At 70.7% G+C, this 16,526-nt stretch carries 14 protein-coding genes; 10 read left to right on the top strand and 4 right to left on the bottom strand.

Annotated features, from left to right (window positions below; all coding sequences use genetic code 11):
• Window positions 1-419 precede the first annotated feature (419 nt).
• Both FGX59_RS10830 and FGX59_RS10835 read right to left on the bottom strand, forming a co-directional pair.
• Window positions 420-1,418: a tyrosine-type recombinase/integrase gene (locus tag FGX59_RS10830; protein ID WP_240722383.1), complete on the bottom strand. Its 999-nt coding sequence runs from the start codon at window positions 1,416-1,418 to the stop codon at window positions 420-422.
• Between the two features lie 120 nt (window positions 1,419-1,538).
• Window positions 1,539-2,174, bottom strand: coding sequence for a TetR/AcrR family transcriptional regulator (locus FGX59_RS10835; protein WP_138466554.1), 636 nt, complete (start codon window positions 2,172-2,174; stop codon window positions 1,539-1,541).
• A 275-nt stretch (window positions 2,175-2,449) separates the two neighbouring features.
• On the opposite strand from FGX59_RS10835, the gene hpbA reads away from it, so the two are divergent.
• On the top strand, window positions 2,450-4,486 hold the full coding sequence (gene hpbA / locus FGX59_RS10840; RefSeq protein ID WP_138466555.1) for an N-methyl-L-proline N-demethylase HpbA: 2,037 nt from the start codon (window positions 2,450-2,452) through the stop codon (window positions 4,484-4,486).
• A 723-nt stretch (window positions 4,487-5,209) separates the two neighbouring features.
• Here the strand turns inward: hpbA and FGX59_RS10845 are convergent.
• Window positions 5,210-6,214, bottom strand: coding sequence for a TAXI family TRAP transporter solute-binding subunit (locus tag FGX59_RS10845; protein WP_138466556.1), 1,005 nt, complete (start codon window positions 6,212-6,214; stop codon window positions 5,210-5,212).
• Window positions 6,215-6,373: 159 nt separating this feature from the next.
• On the opposite strand from FGX59_RS10845, the gene FGX59_RS10850 reads away from it, so the two are divergent.
• From FGX59_RS10850 to FGX59_RS10860, 3 genes are all read left to right on the top strand, one after another.
• Window positions 6,374-7,738 (top strand): mechanosensitive ion channel family protein, encoded by a 1,365-nt coding sequence (locus FGX59_RS10850; protein ID WP_138466557.1) that lies wholly within the window; start codon window positions 6,374-6,376, stop codon window positions 7,736-7,738.
• 101 nt (window positions 7,739-7,839) lie between these two features.
• Window positions 7,840-8,241 carry an SRPBCC family protein gene (locus tag FGX59_RS10855; protein ID WP_138466558.1) on the top strand — a complete coding sequence of 134 codons (402 nt, stop codon included), beginning with the start codon at window positions 7,840-7,842 and terminating at the stop codon, window positions 8,239-8,241.
• Window positions 8,238-9,095, top strand: coding sequence for an RNA polymerase sigma factor (locus tag FGX59_RS10860; RefSeq protein WP_138466559.1), 858 nt, complete (start codon window positions 8,238-8,240; stop codon window positions 9,093-9,095). Before FGX59_RS10855 ends, FGX59_RS10860 begins: the two co-directional genes overlap by 4 nt.
• Before the next feature lie 263 nt (window positions 9,096-9,358).
• On the opposite strand, the gene FGX59_RS10865 is transcribed toward FGX59_RS10860, so the two are convergent.
• Complete coding sequence (locus FGX59_RS10865) at window positions 9,359-10,291, bottom strand: LysR family transcriptional regulator (protein WP_138466560.1); 933 nt, start codon at window positions 10,289-10,291, stop codon at window positions 9,359-9,361.
• Between the two features lie 128 nt (window positions 10,292-10,419).
• On the opposite strand from FGX59_RS10865, the gene FGX59_RS10870 reads away from it, so the two are divergent.
• The 6 genes from FGX59_RS10870 to FGX59_RS10895 are packed head-to-tail and all read left to right on the top strand — an operon-like array spanning window position 10,420 to window position 16,454.
• Entirely contained in the window at window positions 10,420-12,234 is a 1,815-nt protein-coding gene (locus tag FGX59_RS10870) for a CocE/NonD family hydrolase (RefSeq protein WP_138466561.1), read from the top strand.
• The gene (locus tag FGX59_RS10875; RefSeq protein WP_138466562.1) at window positions 12,231-12,677 is read left to right on the top strand and encodes a hypothetical protein; all 447 of its coding nucleotides are present in this window, start codon (window positions 12,231-12,233) and stop codon (window positions 12,675-12,677) included. Before FGX59_RS10870 ends, FGX59_RS10875 begins: the two co-directional genes overlap by 4 nt.
• Window positions 12,668-13,468: an ABC transporter permease gene (locus FGX59_RS10880; RefSeq protein ID WP_138466563.1), complete on the top strand. Its 801-nt coding sequence runs from the start codon at window positions 12,668-12,670 to the stop codon at window positions 13,466-13,468. The genes FGX59_RS10875 and FGX59_RS10880 overlap by 10 nt, the downstream gene beginning before the upstream one ends.
• A 17-nt stretch (window positions 13,469-13,485) precedes the next feature.
• Complete coding sequence (locus tag FGX59_RS10885) at window positions 13,486-14,535, top strand: ABC transporter ATP-binding protein (protein ID WP_138466564.1); 1,050 nt, start codon at window positions 13,486-13,488, stop codon at window positions 14,533-14,535.
• Window positions 14,536-14,582: 47 nt separating this feature from the next.
• Window positions 14,583-15,620, top strand: a complete 1,038-nt coding sequence (locus tag FGX59_RS10890; protein ID WP_138466565.1) for a PotD/PotF family extracellular solute-binding protein — start codon at window positions 14,583-14,585, stop codon at window positions 15,618-15,620.
• A 3-nt stretch (window positions 15,621-15,623) separates the two neighbouring features.
• Entirely contained in the window at window positions 15,624-16,454 is an 831-nt protein-coding gene (locus FGX59_RS10895) for an ABC transporter permease (protein ID WP_138466566.1), read from the top strand.
• Window positions 16,455-16,526: the final 72 nt, after the last annotated feature.

Genomic DNA, 16,526 nt, shown 5'->3' on the forward strand with positions numbered 1-16,526 from the left:
TTCTCTGGACCGTGTCTCGGGCCCGGGCATCGTTCGGATGGTAGGGGCCCGAGGTCGGGCGTGGCTCGGTGGGGGAGACGGGACCGGCGGCGTGGTGCCGCGACGGCCAAAGGGGCAGAGACGGCCCGCTCAGGTAACCCGCGGGTTACCCTGGCCAGGCGCGGGGTGTCCTCGGTGGGGTCGGGTGCGCGTGAGGGCACGGGCGAGCCGGGAACTGACTCGATTGCCTGCACCGCTCCGGAACGGCACGGGGCCTTGGGCATCGAAGAGGCCGGGCCGCCGCGGACGGGTGCCGAAGTCACGAGACCATGCCTCCTGCGGCAGGGGATCGAGGAGCGCCGAAGGGTCCCGGACGGCTGGCGCGCCTGGGGCGGGAGGCGGCCGTCGGGGGCGGGTAACCCGCGGGTTACCCGGCAGGGTCAGAGGCCGGCGGCGCGGGTCAGGTTCACGCGGAACCGGTCGCGGCGGCGCTGGTAGCGGCGGGTCATCTCCAGGCTCGCATGGCCGAGCTGGCGCTGGATGTCCTGGTCGGGCGCCTCGGCATGGCTGGCCAGGCCCGCGCGCAGCGAGTGGCCGGCGAAGAGCGCGGCGCGCTCGGCCTCGGGCAGCTCGGGGCGCAGCCCCGCGGCGAGCGCCGCGGTCTTCACCAGCCGCGCCACATGGCGGTCGTTCATCCGGCCGCCGAGCGCCCGGCGGCCGTCGCGGGAGACCCGGCGGAAGACCGCGCCGTCGCTGATCCGGCCGAGCTCCAGCCAGCGCTCCAGCGCCGCCACCGGGCAGCTCCGCTCGGTCGAGCCGCGGCCGACCTCGACCTCGCGCCAGCCGGTCTTGCCGCGCAGCACCAGGAGCGCGCCCTCGGTCTCGATCTCGACCCAGCCCGCGCCGTCCTCGGTGCCGTCGCGATGCAGGTCGAGCCCGGTCAGCTCGGAGCGGCGCAGCGCTCCGGCGAAGCCCAGCAGCAGCATCGCCCGGTCGCGGAAGCCGCGCAGGTCGCGGGGCAGGGTGGCCGCCATCGCCATCAGCTCCTCGGCGGAGATCGGCGCCTTCTGCACCGGCGGGCGGCCATGGCGGCGGCGGATGCCCTTCATCACGGTGGAGATGTGGCGGTCGCCGCGGTCGAGCTCCATGCCGCGCTGGCGGTAGCCCCAGCCGATCCCGGCAAGGCGCCGCTCGAGGCTGGAGACCGACAGGGTCCGCGCGCGCTCGGCCAGGTAGAGCCCGACCAGCTCGGCCGAGGGCGGCAGGGCAGGGGCGCCGCGCAGACGGCACCAGCGGGAGAAATCCGCCCAGTCCTGGGCATAGGCGCGCAGCGTGTTGTCGGAGGCGGAGGCGCGGGCATAGTCCTGCGCCGCCTCGGCAAGCTCTTCCAGCGCCGCGGTGGGCGCAATGGCGGGGATCTCGGGATCGGTCTGTGACATGGTCGGCCCTGCTCGTATTGCTCTTGTTTGAGAGCAATTTACCGGACATGTCTGCATCCGGCAAGCCGTGGCGGTTTTTCTGGTGGAACCGGTTGGAAAGCGCCGTCGCGAAAGGCCGTGTCAGGCCGGGCCGCGATAGCCGATCCGCGCCCTGAACCGCGCCATCTCGTGTTCGGGCGGGCGCTGTCCGGTATAGATTTCGACGTAATGGGGGAAGCGGGCAAGCCGTTCCTCGAGGCTTTCCTCGACGCGCATCGAAATGTAGCCGACCTGCACCAGGTAGATCGTCCGCGCCCGCACATCGGCATCGACCGCGTCATGGCCCCAGCGCATCAGCATCTCGCGCAGCGCCGCCAGCCGCTCGGCATCGGCGGCCTGCAGCCGGTCCAGCACCGCCGGATCCTGCTGCGCCCAGGCGCGCACGGCGAGCTCCAGCCGGGTGTCGAAGCTGTTATCCGACAGGAAGGTCGAGATGACGTTCAGCATCGCCTCGGTCTCGGTCGCGGCATAGTCCCCGGCGGCGGCGACCAGATGGCGGGTGGTCGAGGTCTCCCAGCGGTCCAGGAGCGCCGAAAGGAGCTGCTTGCGGTCCTTGAAGAACCAGTAGAAGCTCGTCCGGGACAGCTTCAGCGAGCTTGCCAGCGGCATGATCTTGACCGCGTCCACGCCCTTCTCGACCAGCGCCGCATAGGCCGCGTCGAGCCAGATCTCGGGGGAGCCGCGCCAGCCGCGCTCGGGGAGGGTCTCTTCGCTCATGGCCGACTCAATAGGCGCCGGGCCGCCCTGCGGCAACCGGATTGTCCGCATCTGTCGTCAAAATGTACAGGACTGACTATTTTTTCAGCCGCCCCGCGCGGGACCGGTTGCGCGCCGTCGCGACGTCCGGCGCGCACAGGGCCTTGGCGGCAAGGGATTTTCCCGCGGAGGGCAGGGCAGGGGGCGCGGAACAGCGGTGATCTGAATGTTGACAGGTGTGTACACTTTGCCCAGCCTCGCCGCAGGACCCCCCTAGTTCCCCGGAAGGCACCGCGATGACGAACGACCCGCTCCTGCAGCCCTACCAGCTGAAGCATCTGACCCTGAAGAACCGGATCATGATCACCAGCCACGAGCCGGCCTATCCCGAGGACGGGATGCCGAAGGAGCGCTACCGCGCCTACCATGTCGAGCGGGCGAAGGCCGGCGTGGCGCTGACCATGACCGCGGGTTCGGCGAGCGTGTCGCGCGACAGCCCGCCGGTCTTCAACAACATCCTCGCCTGGAAGGACGAGGTGACCGGCTGGATGAAGAAGATGGCCGATGACTGCCATGACGAGGGCTGCGCGGTGATGATCCAGCTGACGCATCTGGGCCGCCGCACCCGCTGGGACAAGGCCGACTGGCTGCCGGTCGTCTCCGCCAGCCACGAGCGCGAGCCCGCCCACCGCGCCTTCCCCAAGAAGATGGAGGACTGGGACATCCAGCGGATCATCGGCGACTATGTCGATGCGGCCGAGCGGATGAAGGCGGCCGGGCTCGACGGGGTCGAGATCCAGGCCTACGGCCATCTGATGGACCAGTTCTGGTCGCCCTTGACCAATGATCTCGACGGGCCCTATGGCGGCAGCCTGGAGAACCGGCTGCGCTTCACCTTCGAGATCCTCGAGGGCATCCGCAAGCGCTGCGGCGAGGACTTCCTGCTGGGCGTGCGCTATACCGGGGACGAGGATCTGCCGGGCGGGCTGACCCTGACGGACGGGCTGGAGATCTCGCAGCGGCTGAAGGCCTCGGGGCTGGTCGACTTCCTCAACGTGGTGAAGGGGCATATCGATACCGATCCGGGCCTGACCGACGTGATCCCGATCCAGGGGATGCGCAACGCGCCGCATCTGGATTTCGCCGGCGAGATCCGCAAGGCGACCAATTTCCCGACCTTCCATGCCGCCAAGATCCCCGATGTCGCCACCGCGCGGCACGCGATCGCCTCGGGCAAGCTCGACATGGTCGGGATGACCCGCGCGCATCTGGCCGACCCGCATCTGGTGCGCAAGGTGATCGAGGGCCGCGAGGACGAGATCCGGCCCTGCGTCGGCGCCAATTACTGCCTCGACCGGATCTACCAGGGGGGCATGGCGCTGTGCCTGCACAACCCCTCGACCGGGCGCGAGATCGAGATGCCGCATGCGATCGCCAAGGCGGAGGCGCCGAAACGCGTCACCATCATCGGCGCGGGCCCGGCGGGGATGGAGGCGGCGCGGGTCGCCGCCGAGCGCGGCCATGCGGTGACGGTGCTCGAGGCGGCCGACCAGCCCGGCGGGCAGATCCGGCTGACCGCGCTGCAGGAGCGGCGCCGCGAGATGTCCTCGATCATCGCCTGGCGCTACGACCAGTGCGAACGCATGGGGGTGACGTTCCGCTTCAACACCTATGCCGAGGCCGAGGACGTGCTGGCGACGGCGCCCGACGAGGTGGTGATCGCCACCGGCGGGCTGCCCCATACCGAGGTGCTGGCCGCGGGCAACGAGCTGGTCGTCTCGGCCTGGGACATCGTCTCGGGCGACGTGAAGCCTGGGCAGAGCGTGCTGGTCTATGACGATGCGGGCGATCATGCCGGGCTGATGGCGGCGGATATCGCCGCGGCGGCGGGCGCGAAGGTGGAGATCGTGACGCCCGACCGCAGCTTCGCCCCCGAGGTGATGGCGATGAACCTGGTGCCCTACATGCGCGCGCTGCAGGCGAAGGACACGGTCTTCACCGTCACCTGGCGGCTGGCGGAGGTGCAGCGCGAGGGCAACGGGCTGAAGGCGGTGCTGGGCTCGGATTACGGGCCGGTGCGGCGCGAGCGGCTGGTCGACCAGGTGGTGGTGAACCATGGCACGCGGCCGCTGGACGAGCTCTATTTCGAGCTGAAGCCGCAGTCGAAGAACCTGGGCGAGGTCGATTACGAGGCGCTCTCGAACGGCGGTCTGCAGGCGGTGGCGCCCAATCCCGGCGCGGCCTTCCGGCTGTTCCGGATCGGCGACGCGGTGGCGGCGCGCAACACCCATGCGGCGATCTACGACGCGCTGCGGCTGGTCCGCGGCCTCTGAGCCGTCCGCTCCGGCGGGGTCCCACCGCCGGGGCAGGCAGGTCGCCCGGGGCGCTTCCGGCGGGGCTCCGGTTCCGCCGCTGGCGGACCGGAGCGGGCAGGGGCAGACCCCGTCCCCGTCCCTCATGCGGACGAGGGCGGGGCCGTCCCGGCGGACGCAATTGCGCCCAGTCTGCCGGAGGGGGCCGGTCGGCGGTCCGGAGGCGCGCGGCGCTGCCTGCAGGGTCTTCGGCCCTGGCCCGCCTTGCGCAAGATCCGGTGCGCTGGACGGCCTTGGCGGAGCCGCGGCGGCTGGAAGATCTGGCAGGCTGCCGAAGGAGGCTTCCAGGGCGTCGGGATGGCGGAATTTGTTCCAAATTCGGTCACGACGGCTGTCATAGTCAGTAGAGCAGGGCCGCCTCCAGGCCGATTCTCCCGTTCTTGCCCTCGCCCGCAGCCGTCGAAACGGTTTTTCGGCACTCTGCTGGTGGCGCAGGACCCGCCGTGGTCCCCGGCCCGCTTCGCAATGGCGGAAGGTCCTGCCGGGAGGTTGTCCCTCTCCGCTTCTGTCGCGGGTGCCGGAACCCGGGAAGGGTCAACGGGCGGCGACTGTGCCGGCATCCGATCTGGGCGGTCTGCCGCGCTCCGGCACGACCGGATCGGGAGGGGCGCCCCCGGTCCGGTATGCGGTCCGCGGGGGGCGGCTATCCGTCTTCCCGGCCAATTGGGCAGGACGGGCGGCAGGTCAGTTGGCGGGCGCCTGCGCGGCCTCTTCCAGCTCCAGCCGGATGCCCGGATAGCGCGGGGCGGACATGCCTTCGCCCAGCATCTGCCCGGCGTCGAATTCCGAGAAGGCCGGGTGCCGCGCGCGGAAGGCCGGGAGATCGGCGAGGATCGCCCCGGCCACGTCCTCGACCACCGGCGGGGGCACGCGGGTGGAGGTCACGAGCCCGGCCGCCAGCGCGAAGCCCGGGACCGCGATGCTCTGGCCGGGATAGGTCCGCGCCGGGATCGAATAGGCGAAATAGGCCGGGTGCGCGTCGATCAGGGCGCGGATCTCGGCGGTGTCCGCGGGCAGCAGCACCGCGCCGCAGGAGGAGACCATCTCCTCCACCAGCAGGTTCGGATGGGCGATGATGACCAGCGCGGCGTCGATCTCTCCCTCGCAGAGCGCCCGCGGCAGGTCGCTCCAGCCGAGCTCGGAGAGATGCTCGAAATCCCCGCCGCTCCAGCCCATGGCGTCGAGCACGATCTCGGCCGTCGCCCGGCTGCCCGAGCCCGGCGGGCCGATATTGACGCGCTTGCCCGCGAGATCGGAGAGCCGGGCGATGCCGCTCTGCGGGCGGGCGACGACGGTGAAGGGCTCGGGGAAGAGCGCCAGCACCGAGCGCAGGTCGCGGTCGGGGCCGAAGCCCTCGAACACGCCGCTGCCCGCCACCGCCGCCTGCTGCCAGTCGGACTGCACGATGGCGAAATCCGCCGTGCCGGTGCGCAGCGCGCGCAGGTTGTCGATCGAGCCGCCGGTCTGCCGGGTGACGCAGCGCAGCCCGGTCTGCCAGCGGCGGGCATTGACGAGGCCGCAGATCGCGCCGCCGGCATAGTAGTAGACGCCGCTGCGCGAGGCGGTAGCGATGGTGACCAGCCGCTGCTCGGTGCTCTGGGCGCCGGCCGGGAGCGCCGCGGCCAGGGCGAGGAGGCAGGCCAGGGCGGCCCGTGCGGGGAAGCGTCCCCGGGTGCGTCTCGGCGGCATTCGGTTCTCCCTTGCCCGTCATCGTGCAGTCCTGCCCGCAGAGACTACACGACCCGTGCCGCGACGCAAAAGCCGAGGCGCAAACTGTTGATTTTCCGGTCTCCGGATGCGGTACTCGGGGCAAGACGACGGGATCGGGGCAAGCGGATCGGGGCAGCCATGGAAAGCTATCAGCGACTGGTCGACGTGATCGCGCTGGAAAACCTGCAGATGCGGGCGGAATACTGGGTGCTGACGCAGGTCCTGGTGGCCGCCACGCTGTGGCAGCTGGCGGCGCTGGCGGTGGCCGGCGGGCTCGCCTGGCTGCTGTCGCGCCCGCTGGAGGCGCGGCTGCGGCACCGCCGCGCAGGCCTCGCCGCGCGCCGCCAGGCAGAGCAGGCGGTGCTGCGCGCGGCCGCGGCGGCGGTGCGGCCGCTGGCGGCGTTCTGCCTCGTGATGGCGGCGGTCGGCGGCTTCGGGCTTGCCGGGCTGCCGGTGCCGATGCTTGTGGCGGCGGCGAAGCTCCTGGCCTTCTGGACCGGGCTGAGGCTGCTGTCGCTCTTCGTGCGCAATGCCTTCTGGTCGCGCGTGGCGGCGCTTGCCGCCTTCGCCATCGCCGCGCTGAGCGTGCTCGGCCTGCTCGAGGCGACGATCGTGCGGCTCGACCGGATGGGGTTCGGCCTGGGCTCGATCCATCTCTCGGTGCTCGACCTGCTGCGCGGCGCGGTGCAGCTCGCCGTGCTCCTCTGGGTGGCGCTAGCGGTGGCGCGGCTGCTGGAGAGCCGGGTGAACAGCGCGACCGGGCTGACGCCCTCGCTCAGGGTGCTGACCGGCAAGCTGCTGCGCTTCGGGCTGGTCACGCTGGCGCTGGTCGCCGGGCTGTCGAGCATCGGCATCGATCTCAGCGCCTTCGCGCTGTTTTCCGGGGCGCTCGGCGTCGGGCTCGGCTTCGGCATGCAGAAGGCGCTGTCTAACCTGATCAGCGGGCTCCTGCTGCTGTCGGACCGCTCGATCAAGCCCGGCGACGTGCTGGAGCTGTCGGATCCCTCGAACCGCGACGTGCAGCTCTTCGGCTGGGTGACGGCGCTGAATGCCCGCTATGTCTCGCTGACCACGCGCGACGGCACCGAATGGCTGGTCCCGAACGAGGAGCTGATCTCCACCCGCATCGTCAACTGGTCCTACAACCACCACCGGCTGCGGCTGCTGACGCCGATCAGCGTGTCCTTCGACTGCGACGTGCGGCTGGCGATGGAGCTGGCCGAGACCGCGGCCAAGGAGACCCCGCGGGTGATGACGGATCCGCCCCCGGTCTGCCGGCTGATGAGCTTCGGCGACAGCGCGGTGAACCTGGAGATGCGGTTCTGGATCGAGGATCCGGTCAACGGCGTCATCAATGTCCGCAGCCAGGTGCTGCTGGCGATCTGGGAGAGCTTCCGCGCCCATGGCATCCGCACGCCGCTGGGGCATCGCGATCTCTACATCAAGGAGGGCTCGGAGGTGAATGTCGTCATGAAGCCGAGCCCGGGCGCGCGGCGGGCCTGAGCGCCGGGGGGTGCGAAAGAAAATCTGTCACGGTTCCGCCGGTCCCCGCCTCTTCCCATCTGCAGACCGGAAGAACGGCTGCGTTCAGACAGGATGAAGAGATGAAGACCTTCGACGTGCAATCCGTATCCATCGACCGCCCGGCCGCGGCGGTGTTCGACTATGTCTCCCGCCCGGCCAACCTGCCGGCCTGGACCAATGCGTTCCGCCGCGCCGATGACGAGAGCGCCGATCTGGAGACGCCCGCGGGCATCGCGCCAATCCGGCTGCGGACCGTGGCCGACCGGCAGAGCGGCACCATCGACTGGCACATGACCTTCCCCGACGGCGCCGAGGGCGTCGCCTATTCGCGGGTGACCGAGAACGGCGCGGCGGGGGCGGTCTATTCCTTCGTGCTGATGGCCCCGCCGGTGCCGCTCGAGGCGCTGGAGGGCGCGCTGGCCGAGCAGATGCAGATCCTGGCGCATGAGCTGGCATCGCTGAAAGGGGTGCTCGAGGCATGATCACGCTCGATCCGGAGCTGGTCCTGGCGGCGCGGGAGGGAAACCGCGCCGCCCTCGAGGCGGTGGTGCGGGCGGCCGAGCGGCCGGTCTACAACCTCGCGCTGCGGATGCTGGCGAACCGCGCCGATGCCGAGGACGCCACGCAGGAGATCCTGGTCAAGATCGTCACCCGCCTGGGCGGGCTGCGCGAGCCCGCCGCGGCGGGCGGCTGGGCGATGCGGGTGGCGGCCCGCCATCTGGTGCGGGAGCGCCGCCGCGGCCGGGTCGAGGCGCTGCGCCTCGACTTCGGGGCCTTCGCCGAGGATCTGGCCGAGGGCGCCGCGCCGGGCCATGAGAGCGGGCTGAGCGAGGCGGAATACGCGCTGGCGGTCAAGGAGGTGCGGATCGGCTGCACGCTGGCCATGCTGGTCTGCCTCAGCCGCGACCTGCGGATCGCCTATATCCTCGGCGACGTGTTCGAGCTGACCGAGACCGAGGCCGCCGCGGTGCTGGAGATCGCCCCGGCCACCTACCGCCAGCGGCTGAAGCGGGCGCGGGACCGGGTCTCGGCCTTCGTCGCCAAGGGCTGCGGCGTGGCCTCGGCGGGCGCGCCCTGCCGCTGCGACCGCCGGGTCGTCCCGGCGCTGGCCAAGGGCCGGATCGCCCGCGGCCGCCCGGTCTTCGGCCCGGAGGCGGGCACGGCGGAGGACCCGGCCCGGGTCGAGGCGCGGGTGCAGGCGCTGGAGGAGAGCCGCCGCGCCGCCGCGCTGATGCGCGCCACGCCGGATTTCGCCACGGAAGTCGGCGCGCTGACGCTGCAGGTGCTCGACCGGCTGCAGGGCGGGGAGGCGCCGCCCGGCGGCAGCCTGCACTGACAGGGGCGGCCGCAGGGCCGGTCAGGGCGCGTGCCGCCTGCCGAAGCGCCGGGGGGCGGTTCTAGCAGGCTGCTGAAAAAGGAATCCAGGGGGTCGCCGTGGAGGAAACTGTTCCGAGTGTTCTCCGTGCCGCTCCCTGAATCCATCGATCCCGGCTGCGCTGACGACTTTTTTCCAATGTTTCTATGAACTCCGCGGCCGAACAGACCTTTTCAACAGCCTGCTAGGCTAGTGCCCCCGGGGGCATGACGGCGCCCCGGGGGTCAGATCAGGAAGGTTTCGGCATCCCCGCCGAGGATCGAGGCGGCAAGCGCTGCGGTGGTCCTGCGGATCTCTGCCGCGACCTCCTCGACGACCTCGGTGCGGCTGGCCCAGCTGGGGTAGAGAAAGCCGTAGCGCAGCATGCCCTGCGGTGCGAAGGGGCGCAGGACCAGCGACTCCACCCCGCTGGACAGCGCCACGAACGGATCCGCCAGGCAGCAGCCGAGATCGAGCCCCGCCATCTGGCAGGCGATCACGCCGTTGCGCGCCTCCACCCGGACATCGAGCCGCTTGCCGCTCTGGGTGCAGAGCGCCTCGAGATGCTGGCCCAGCAGCGAGCGCGCATGGGTCGAGACGATCGGATGCGCGGCGAAATCGTCGAAAGTGACTATTTTCCGGGCAGCCAGCGGATGGCCGGGATGCATCGCCACCATCATCGGCAGGTCGAGGAACGGCTCCACCTCGAAGGCGCCCGCCTTCACCGGCAGGGGCGCGATGCCGAGATCGAAGGTCTCCTGCCCGACCCAGAGGTCGATATCGAGCCGCACCCGGGCGTCGATCTGCGCCGTCATCCGCGGGCGCTTCTTCATCACTTCGGCGAGCGAGCGGTTGATGACGGCATGCGAGATGAACGGGGCGACGAGGATGCGCAGGTGCTCCTTCCGGCCGCGGCGGATCTGGTCGGCGCGCCGCTCGGCATCGTCGAAGGCCTGCAGGACCAGCTCGGTTTCTCGGTAGAATTCCGTGCCTTCGCGGGTCAGCCGCAGCCGGCGGCCATGCCGCGCGAGCACCGGGAAGCCCAGCTCCTCCTCCAGCGCCGAGAGCAGGCGGCTGATCTGCGGCGGGGTGCGCAGCAGACGGTCGGCGGCGCCATTGACCGAGCCGGTCTCGACGAAGGCGCGGAAGGCTTCAAGCGATCGGTGGCTCAGCGGCATGGCGGTCGGTCCTCGGGCAGGCTCCGCCAACAGTTACGCAAAACGCAAGTGAACTGCAAAATTATTCAATTTACGCAATCCGGAATTTTGTCTGTAACGGCGGCAGGACAAACCACGGAAGACCCCCGATGACCTCCCAAGCCGATCTGCACAGCCGCGTCGCCGCCTATGAAGCCGGGCGCGCGGTGCCCTACCGCCTGCCCGCCGCGCCGGTCTCCTGCTACGTGACGATGCGGGACGGCTGCCGGATCGCCGTCGATGCCTGGCTGCCCGAGGGGGCGGCCGAAGGCGCGCGCTTCCCGGCGCTGCTGCTCTTCACCCCGTATTTCCGCCGCTTCAAGCTGCGCCCGGGATCGGACGCCGTGCCCAATCCGAACACCGCCAAGTTCAGCGACTATTTCGTGCCGCGCGGCTATGCGGTCGTGGTGGTGGACGTGCGCGGCACCGGCGCCAGCTTCGGCACGCGCGACGGGTTCCGCTCGCCCGCGGAGCGGCTGGACAGCGCCGAGATCGCCGACTGGGCGGTCGCGCAGGACTGGTCGAACGGCGTGCTGGGGGCGACCGGCATCTCCTATCTGGGCGCGGCCTCGGACTTCCTGGCCTCGACCGGGCATCCGGCGGTCAAGGCGATCGCGCCGCTCTTCTCGGTCTGGGACACTTATGCCGACAACTACTTCCCCGGCGGCATGCAGTGCAGCTCGCTGACCCGGATCTACGACGACCTGATGAAGGGGCTCGACCTCGACCAGCGCAGCTACCTGAAGGACTACAAGTACTACGCCCATCCCGACTACCAGGGGCCGCAGCCGGTCGACGCGGACGCCGATGGCAGCCTCGCCGCCGCGGCCGTGGCCGAGCACCAGGGCAATTTCCGCCAAACCGATTTCATGGCCGATCTCGCCTATCGCGAGGAGGGGCTGCCCTATGATCCGGATTACAGCAGCGCCGCGATCAGCCCCTATGCCTATGCGGCGGGCATTCCCGCGGACGTGGCGGTCCTGTCGGTCTCGGGCTGGCTCGACGGGGCGGGCTACGCCAATGGCGCCATCGCGCGCTTCCTGACGCTCGACCGCAATCCGCGCCATCTGGTGCTGGGCCCCTGGGATCACGGCGCGCGGATCGATGTCTCGCCCTGGCGCGAGAGCGAGGATCCGGGCTTTCCGCTGCTGGGCTGCGTGCTGCGCTTCTTCGATACCTACCTGGAGGGCGCCGAGACCGGCCTGGCCGGCGAGCCGCCGGTCTCCTACTATGCGCTGCACGAGGAGGCCTGGCAGGACGCCGCGGACTGGCCGCCGCAGCCCGGGATCCGCAGCCTGCATCCCGACGCGGCGGGCGGGCTGGGCGCCACGGCCTCGGAGGGGGTGGCAAGATACCAGTGCGTGCCGCAGACCGGCACCGGCTCCGAGACCCGCTACGAGCGCATCGCGGGGATGGATTCGCGCAACTACTACTGCGACTGGCAGGGGCGCAGCGACGCGATGCTGAGCTGGGACAGCGCCCCGGTGGCGGAGGAGACGCGCATCGCCGGGCATCCGCTGCTGACGCTTTCGGCCGCCTTCGACGCGCCCGATGCCGGACTCTTCGCCTATCTGACCGAGATCGAGGCCGACGGCACCGAACGCTACATCACCGAGGGCGTGCTGCGCGCGCTCTTCCGCCAGGAGGCGGAGCCGCCCGAGACGATCCGCGTGGCCTGGCCCTTCCGCAGCTTCCGCCGCGGCAGCGCGCTGCCGCTGCCCGCGGGAGAGTTGCAGACCATCCGCATCCCGCTCCTGCCGACCGCCTGGACCCTGTCGAAGGGCAGTCGGCTGCGGCTGTCGATTGCCGGGGCGGATGCCGACCATTTCAAGAAGGTCCCGCATGGCCGCATGCCGCTGATCTCGGTCGATCTGGCCGGAACGCGGCTCGACCTGCCGATGGCGGGCGCGGAGGGGCGGGCATGACGGCCGGGCGCAGCTTCCCGGCGCTGCTGGACGAGCTTCGCGGCATTGCCGGGATCCGCGCGCTGACCGCGCTGCGCTATCGCGGCGACCGGGCGGAGCGGGCCTTCTCCAGCCATCCGGAGATCTTCGCCGCCGAAGGGGTCAAGCTCTTCGCCGAGGCGCCGACCATGGCGCGGGTGCGCGCCGCCGGGACGCCGGTCGTGACCGAAGGGGCCGCGGCGATCCGCGCGGGCTTTCCCGACGGGGACGCGATCCTGGGGCTCGGCGCCGATGCCATCGCCAACCTGCCGGTGCGCGCCGGGGACGGACGGGCCGTCGGGCAGCTGAACCTGATGGGCCGCGCCGGGGGCTTCGGCCCGGAGGCGATGGGCGCGCTGCAGGCGGTCGCGGACCGCTATGCCGTCTGCTTCGCCGCCGAAGGGGAGGAGGCCGCATGCGACTGACCGGAGCGATCTACCGCGGCGGGATCGTCCTGGCCTATACGGTCATGCTCCTGCCGGTCGTGCTGCTGGCGGTGACCTCGGTCTTCCGCGACGCGATCATCGCCTTCCCGCCCAGCGGCCTGTCGCTGGAATGGTACCGCAATGCGCTGGGGCGGGACGAGTTCCTCGACGGCTTCGTGACCAGCTTCAAGGTCGCCGCGATCGCCACGCTGATCGGCGTGCCGGCCGGGACCGCCGCCTCGCTGGCGCTGGTGCGCAGCAACCTGCGCGCCAAGCAGGCGATCACCACCTTCCTGCTGGGCCCGATCATCGTGCCGGGGATCGTCGCGGGCACGGCGCTCTACCTGACCTACCTGCTGGCGCAGACCCGGCTCGACCGCGACATCGTCGGCACGCTGCCGGGGCTTGTCGCCGCGCATGTGCTGCTGACCATTCCCTGGACGGTGCGGGTGGTGACGGCCGGGCTGCAGGGGCTCGACCGCAGCGTCGAGGAGGCCGCGCTCAACCTCGGGGCGCGCCATGCCACGGTGTTCTGGCGGGTGACGCTGCCGATGATGCGCCCGGCCATCGTCGCCGCCTCGATGTTCTCCTTCATCCAGAGCTTCGAGAACCTGGAGCTGACGCTGCTCCTCGTGGGCCCGGGCATGAGCACCCTGCCGATCGCCATGTTGAACTACCTGGAATTCCAGATCGACCCGACCCTGGCCGCCGTGGCGACCATCCAGATCGTCGTCATCGCCGCGATGATGCTGGTCACCGACCGCTACGTGAAACTGTCCCGCATCGTCTGAGACCCGGAGTGACGCACATGAAATCGCTGGAACTTGTCAATATCCGCAAGGACTATGGCGGCGCGGTCGCGGTCGCCGGGATGAGCATGCAGATCGCCCGGGGCGAGCTGGTCTCGCTGCTGGGGCCCTCGGGCTGCGGCAAGACGACGACGCTGCGCATGGTGGCGGGCTTCGTCGCGCCGAGCGCGGGATCGGTGCTGATCGACGGGCGCGACGTCACCCGGCTGGCCCCCTACGAGCGCGATACCGCGCTGGTCTTCCAGTCCTACGCGCTCTTCCCGCACATGACCGTGGCGCAGAATGTCGGCTTCGGGCTGGAAATGCGCAAGGTCGGCCGCGCCGAGCGCGAGGCGCAAAGCCTAGAGGCGCTGCGCCGCGTGCGGCTCGAGCACCTGGCCGACCGCTATCCGCGCCAGCTCTCGGGCGGGCAGCAGCAGCGGGTCGCGCTGGCCCGCGGGCTGGTGCTGAACCCGGCGGTCTTCCTGCTCGACGAGCCGCTCTCCAATCTCGACGCCAAGCTGCGCGGCGAGGTCCGCAGCGAGATCCGCGCCCTGCAGCAGTCGCTGGAGCTGACCACGCTGATGGTCACCCATGACCAGGAGGAGGCGCTGACCATGTCCGACCGGCTGGTGCTGATGGAAGGCGGTCGGGTGCGGCAGGCCGGGACGGCGCAGGATCTCTACGAGCGCCCGGCCGATGCCTTCGTCGCGGAATTCGTCGGCCGCTCGAACGTGATCGAGGGCCGCGCCGAGGGCGGCGGGTTCCGCACCGCCTGCGGCACGCTCCTGCCTGCCGCCGCCGCGGGCGCGGCCGGGGGCAGCTTCTACGCCATCCGTCCCGAGAAGATCGTCCTCGCCCGCGAGGACGCAGGCGAGGGGGTCGGGGGGGCGCTGCGCGAGATCCTCTATCTCGGCGCCCAGACCGAATACACCGTGATGCTCGGCCAGACGCCGGTCACCGTGATCGCCGCGACCCCGGGTCCGGACGACGCGCTGGCCGGGCTGCGGACGGGCGACCCGGTGCGCCTGAGCTGGCCGGGGGCCAGCGCCAGGCTGCTCGGCGCCTGAGCCGGGCGCCGTCCGAACGACAAGACAAACCAACAGGAGATACCGACATGACGCGACTGTCCCGCCGCGCCTTCCTTGCATCCGCCACGGCCGCCTCTGCGGCAGGGCTGCTTTGCACCCCCGCCATCGCCCAGTCCTCCGACATCGTCGTCGGCACCTGGGGCGGCACCTTCGGCGACCTGCTGAAGGCCAATGTCGACGAGGCGATCCTCGAGCCCGCCGGCTGGAGCATCCTGCAGGAGGTCTCGGGCCCGGTGCCGCGCCGCACCAAGCTGATCACCGAGCGGATGCAGCGCCGCGGCAGCATGGATGCCGCGCTGCTTGCCGATTTCGACATGCATGCCGCCGCCAAGGTCGGCGCGCTCGAGGAGCTGGGCGAGGAGACCGTGCCGGGCTATGGCAACATCCTGCCCTTCCTGCGGAAATCCCATTCGGTGCCGTTGATCTACTCGGCCCATGCGATCGTCTACCGCAAGGACCTGATCCCGACCCCGCCGGCCTCGGTCGCCGAGCTGTGGAACCCCGCCTACAAGGGCAGGATCGGGCTGAGCGATTTCCTCTACACCTCGAACATGGCCTATGCGGCCATCGCCAATGGCGGGACGCTGTCGGATTTCGAGGGCGCCGAGACCGGCGTGCAGGCCTGGCGCGAGCTCGACGCCAAGCTGCTGCCCTCGACCGAGGCGGTCGGCCAGGCGCTGGCCTCGGGCGATATCTGGCTGACCGTCATCTCGGCGGCGCGCGGCTACAGCTGGCGCAAGGGCGGGATCGACCTCGGCTGGGTGATCCCCGAAGAGGGCGCCTTCCCCGCGGTCTACGAGGCGGCGGTGCCGAAGAACGCCCGCAATGCCGAGGGCGGGATGGCCTACATGTCCGCGCTGCTCGACCCGGCGGCGCAGGCGGCCTTCGCGGCCAAGATGGGCTATCTGCCGACGGTCTCCAACGGGTCGATCCCGCCCGAGCTCGAGGCCGAGATCGGCTTCACCGAGGCCGAGCGCAACCGCCTCTGGCAGCCCGACCTCGACTTCATCATGGAGAACCAGGCGGCGATGCTGGATGCCTGGAACCGCATCCTCAAGGGCTGACCCATGGCGAAACTCGTTCTTCCGGCGGGCCTTCTGGTCCTGCTGCTGCTCGGCGGGCCGATGCTGCTGATGCTGCGCTACTCGTTCAACGTCTTCGACCCGCTTTTCCTGATGAAGCAGGCCTTCACCTTCGAGAACTACGCGCGGGCGGTGGCCGATCCCTACTACCAGAAGATCCTGACCACCACGATTCTCGTGGCGCTGGCCTGCACGGCGCTGACCACGCTGCTGGCCTATGGCCCGGCCTACTGGCTGGCGCGCATGGAGAGCCGCTGGAAGAGCAAGCTGACCATCCTGACCATGTTCCCCCTTCTCGTGGGGGGCGTGGTGCGCTCGGCGGGGTACCTGGCGCTGCTGAGCACCGACGGGCTGGTGAATGCCGCCCTGCGCGGGGCGGGGATCATCGCCGAGCCGCTGCAGCTTCTCTATACGCCCGGCGCGGTGATCTTCGCCACGGTGGGGATCGTGCTGCCCTACATGATCCTGACGCTGGCCTCGGTGATCGAGAGCATCCCGCGCCAGGTCGAGGAGGCCGCGGCCAATCTCGGCGCGCGCCCGGGGCGGTCCTTCTTCCGGGTGCTGATGCCGCTGTCGCTGCCCGGGGTGCTTGCCGGGGCGACGCTGGTCTTCATCCTGTGCATGAACGCCTATGCCACGCCGCTGCTGCTTGGCGGGCCGCAGTTCCAGATGATGGCGCCCGCGGTCTACGAGCAGTTCGCCCGCGCCTCCAACTGGCCCTTCGGCGCGGCGCTGGCCTTCCTCCTGCTGATCGTCACCGTGATCCTGACGAGCCTCGGCAGCTCGGTCATCGCCCGGCGCTACAGGGCGGGCTGAGCGCGCCCCGCCTGCCCGGTCTTGGGGCAGAACACGCAAAAGGCGAGCCGGGCCGGCGGAAAGCGCTACGGG

Source organism: Poseidonocella sp. HB161398, assembly GCF_005870025.1.
Lineage (GTDB): Bacteria > Pseudomonadota > Alphaproteobacteria > Rhodobacterales > Rhodobacteraceae > Mangrovicoccus.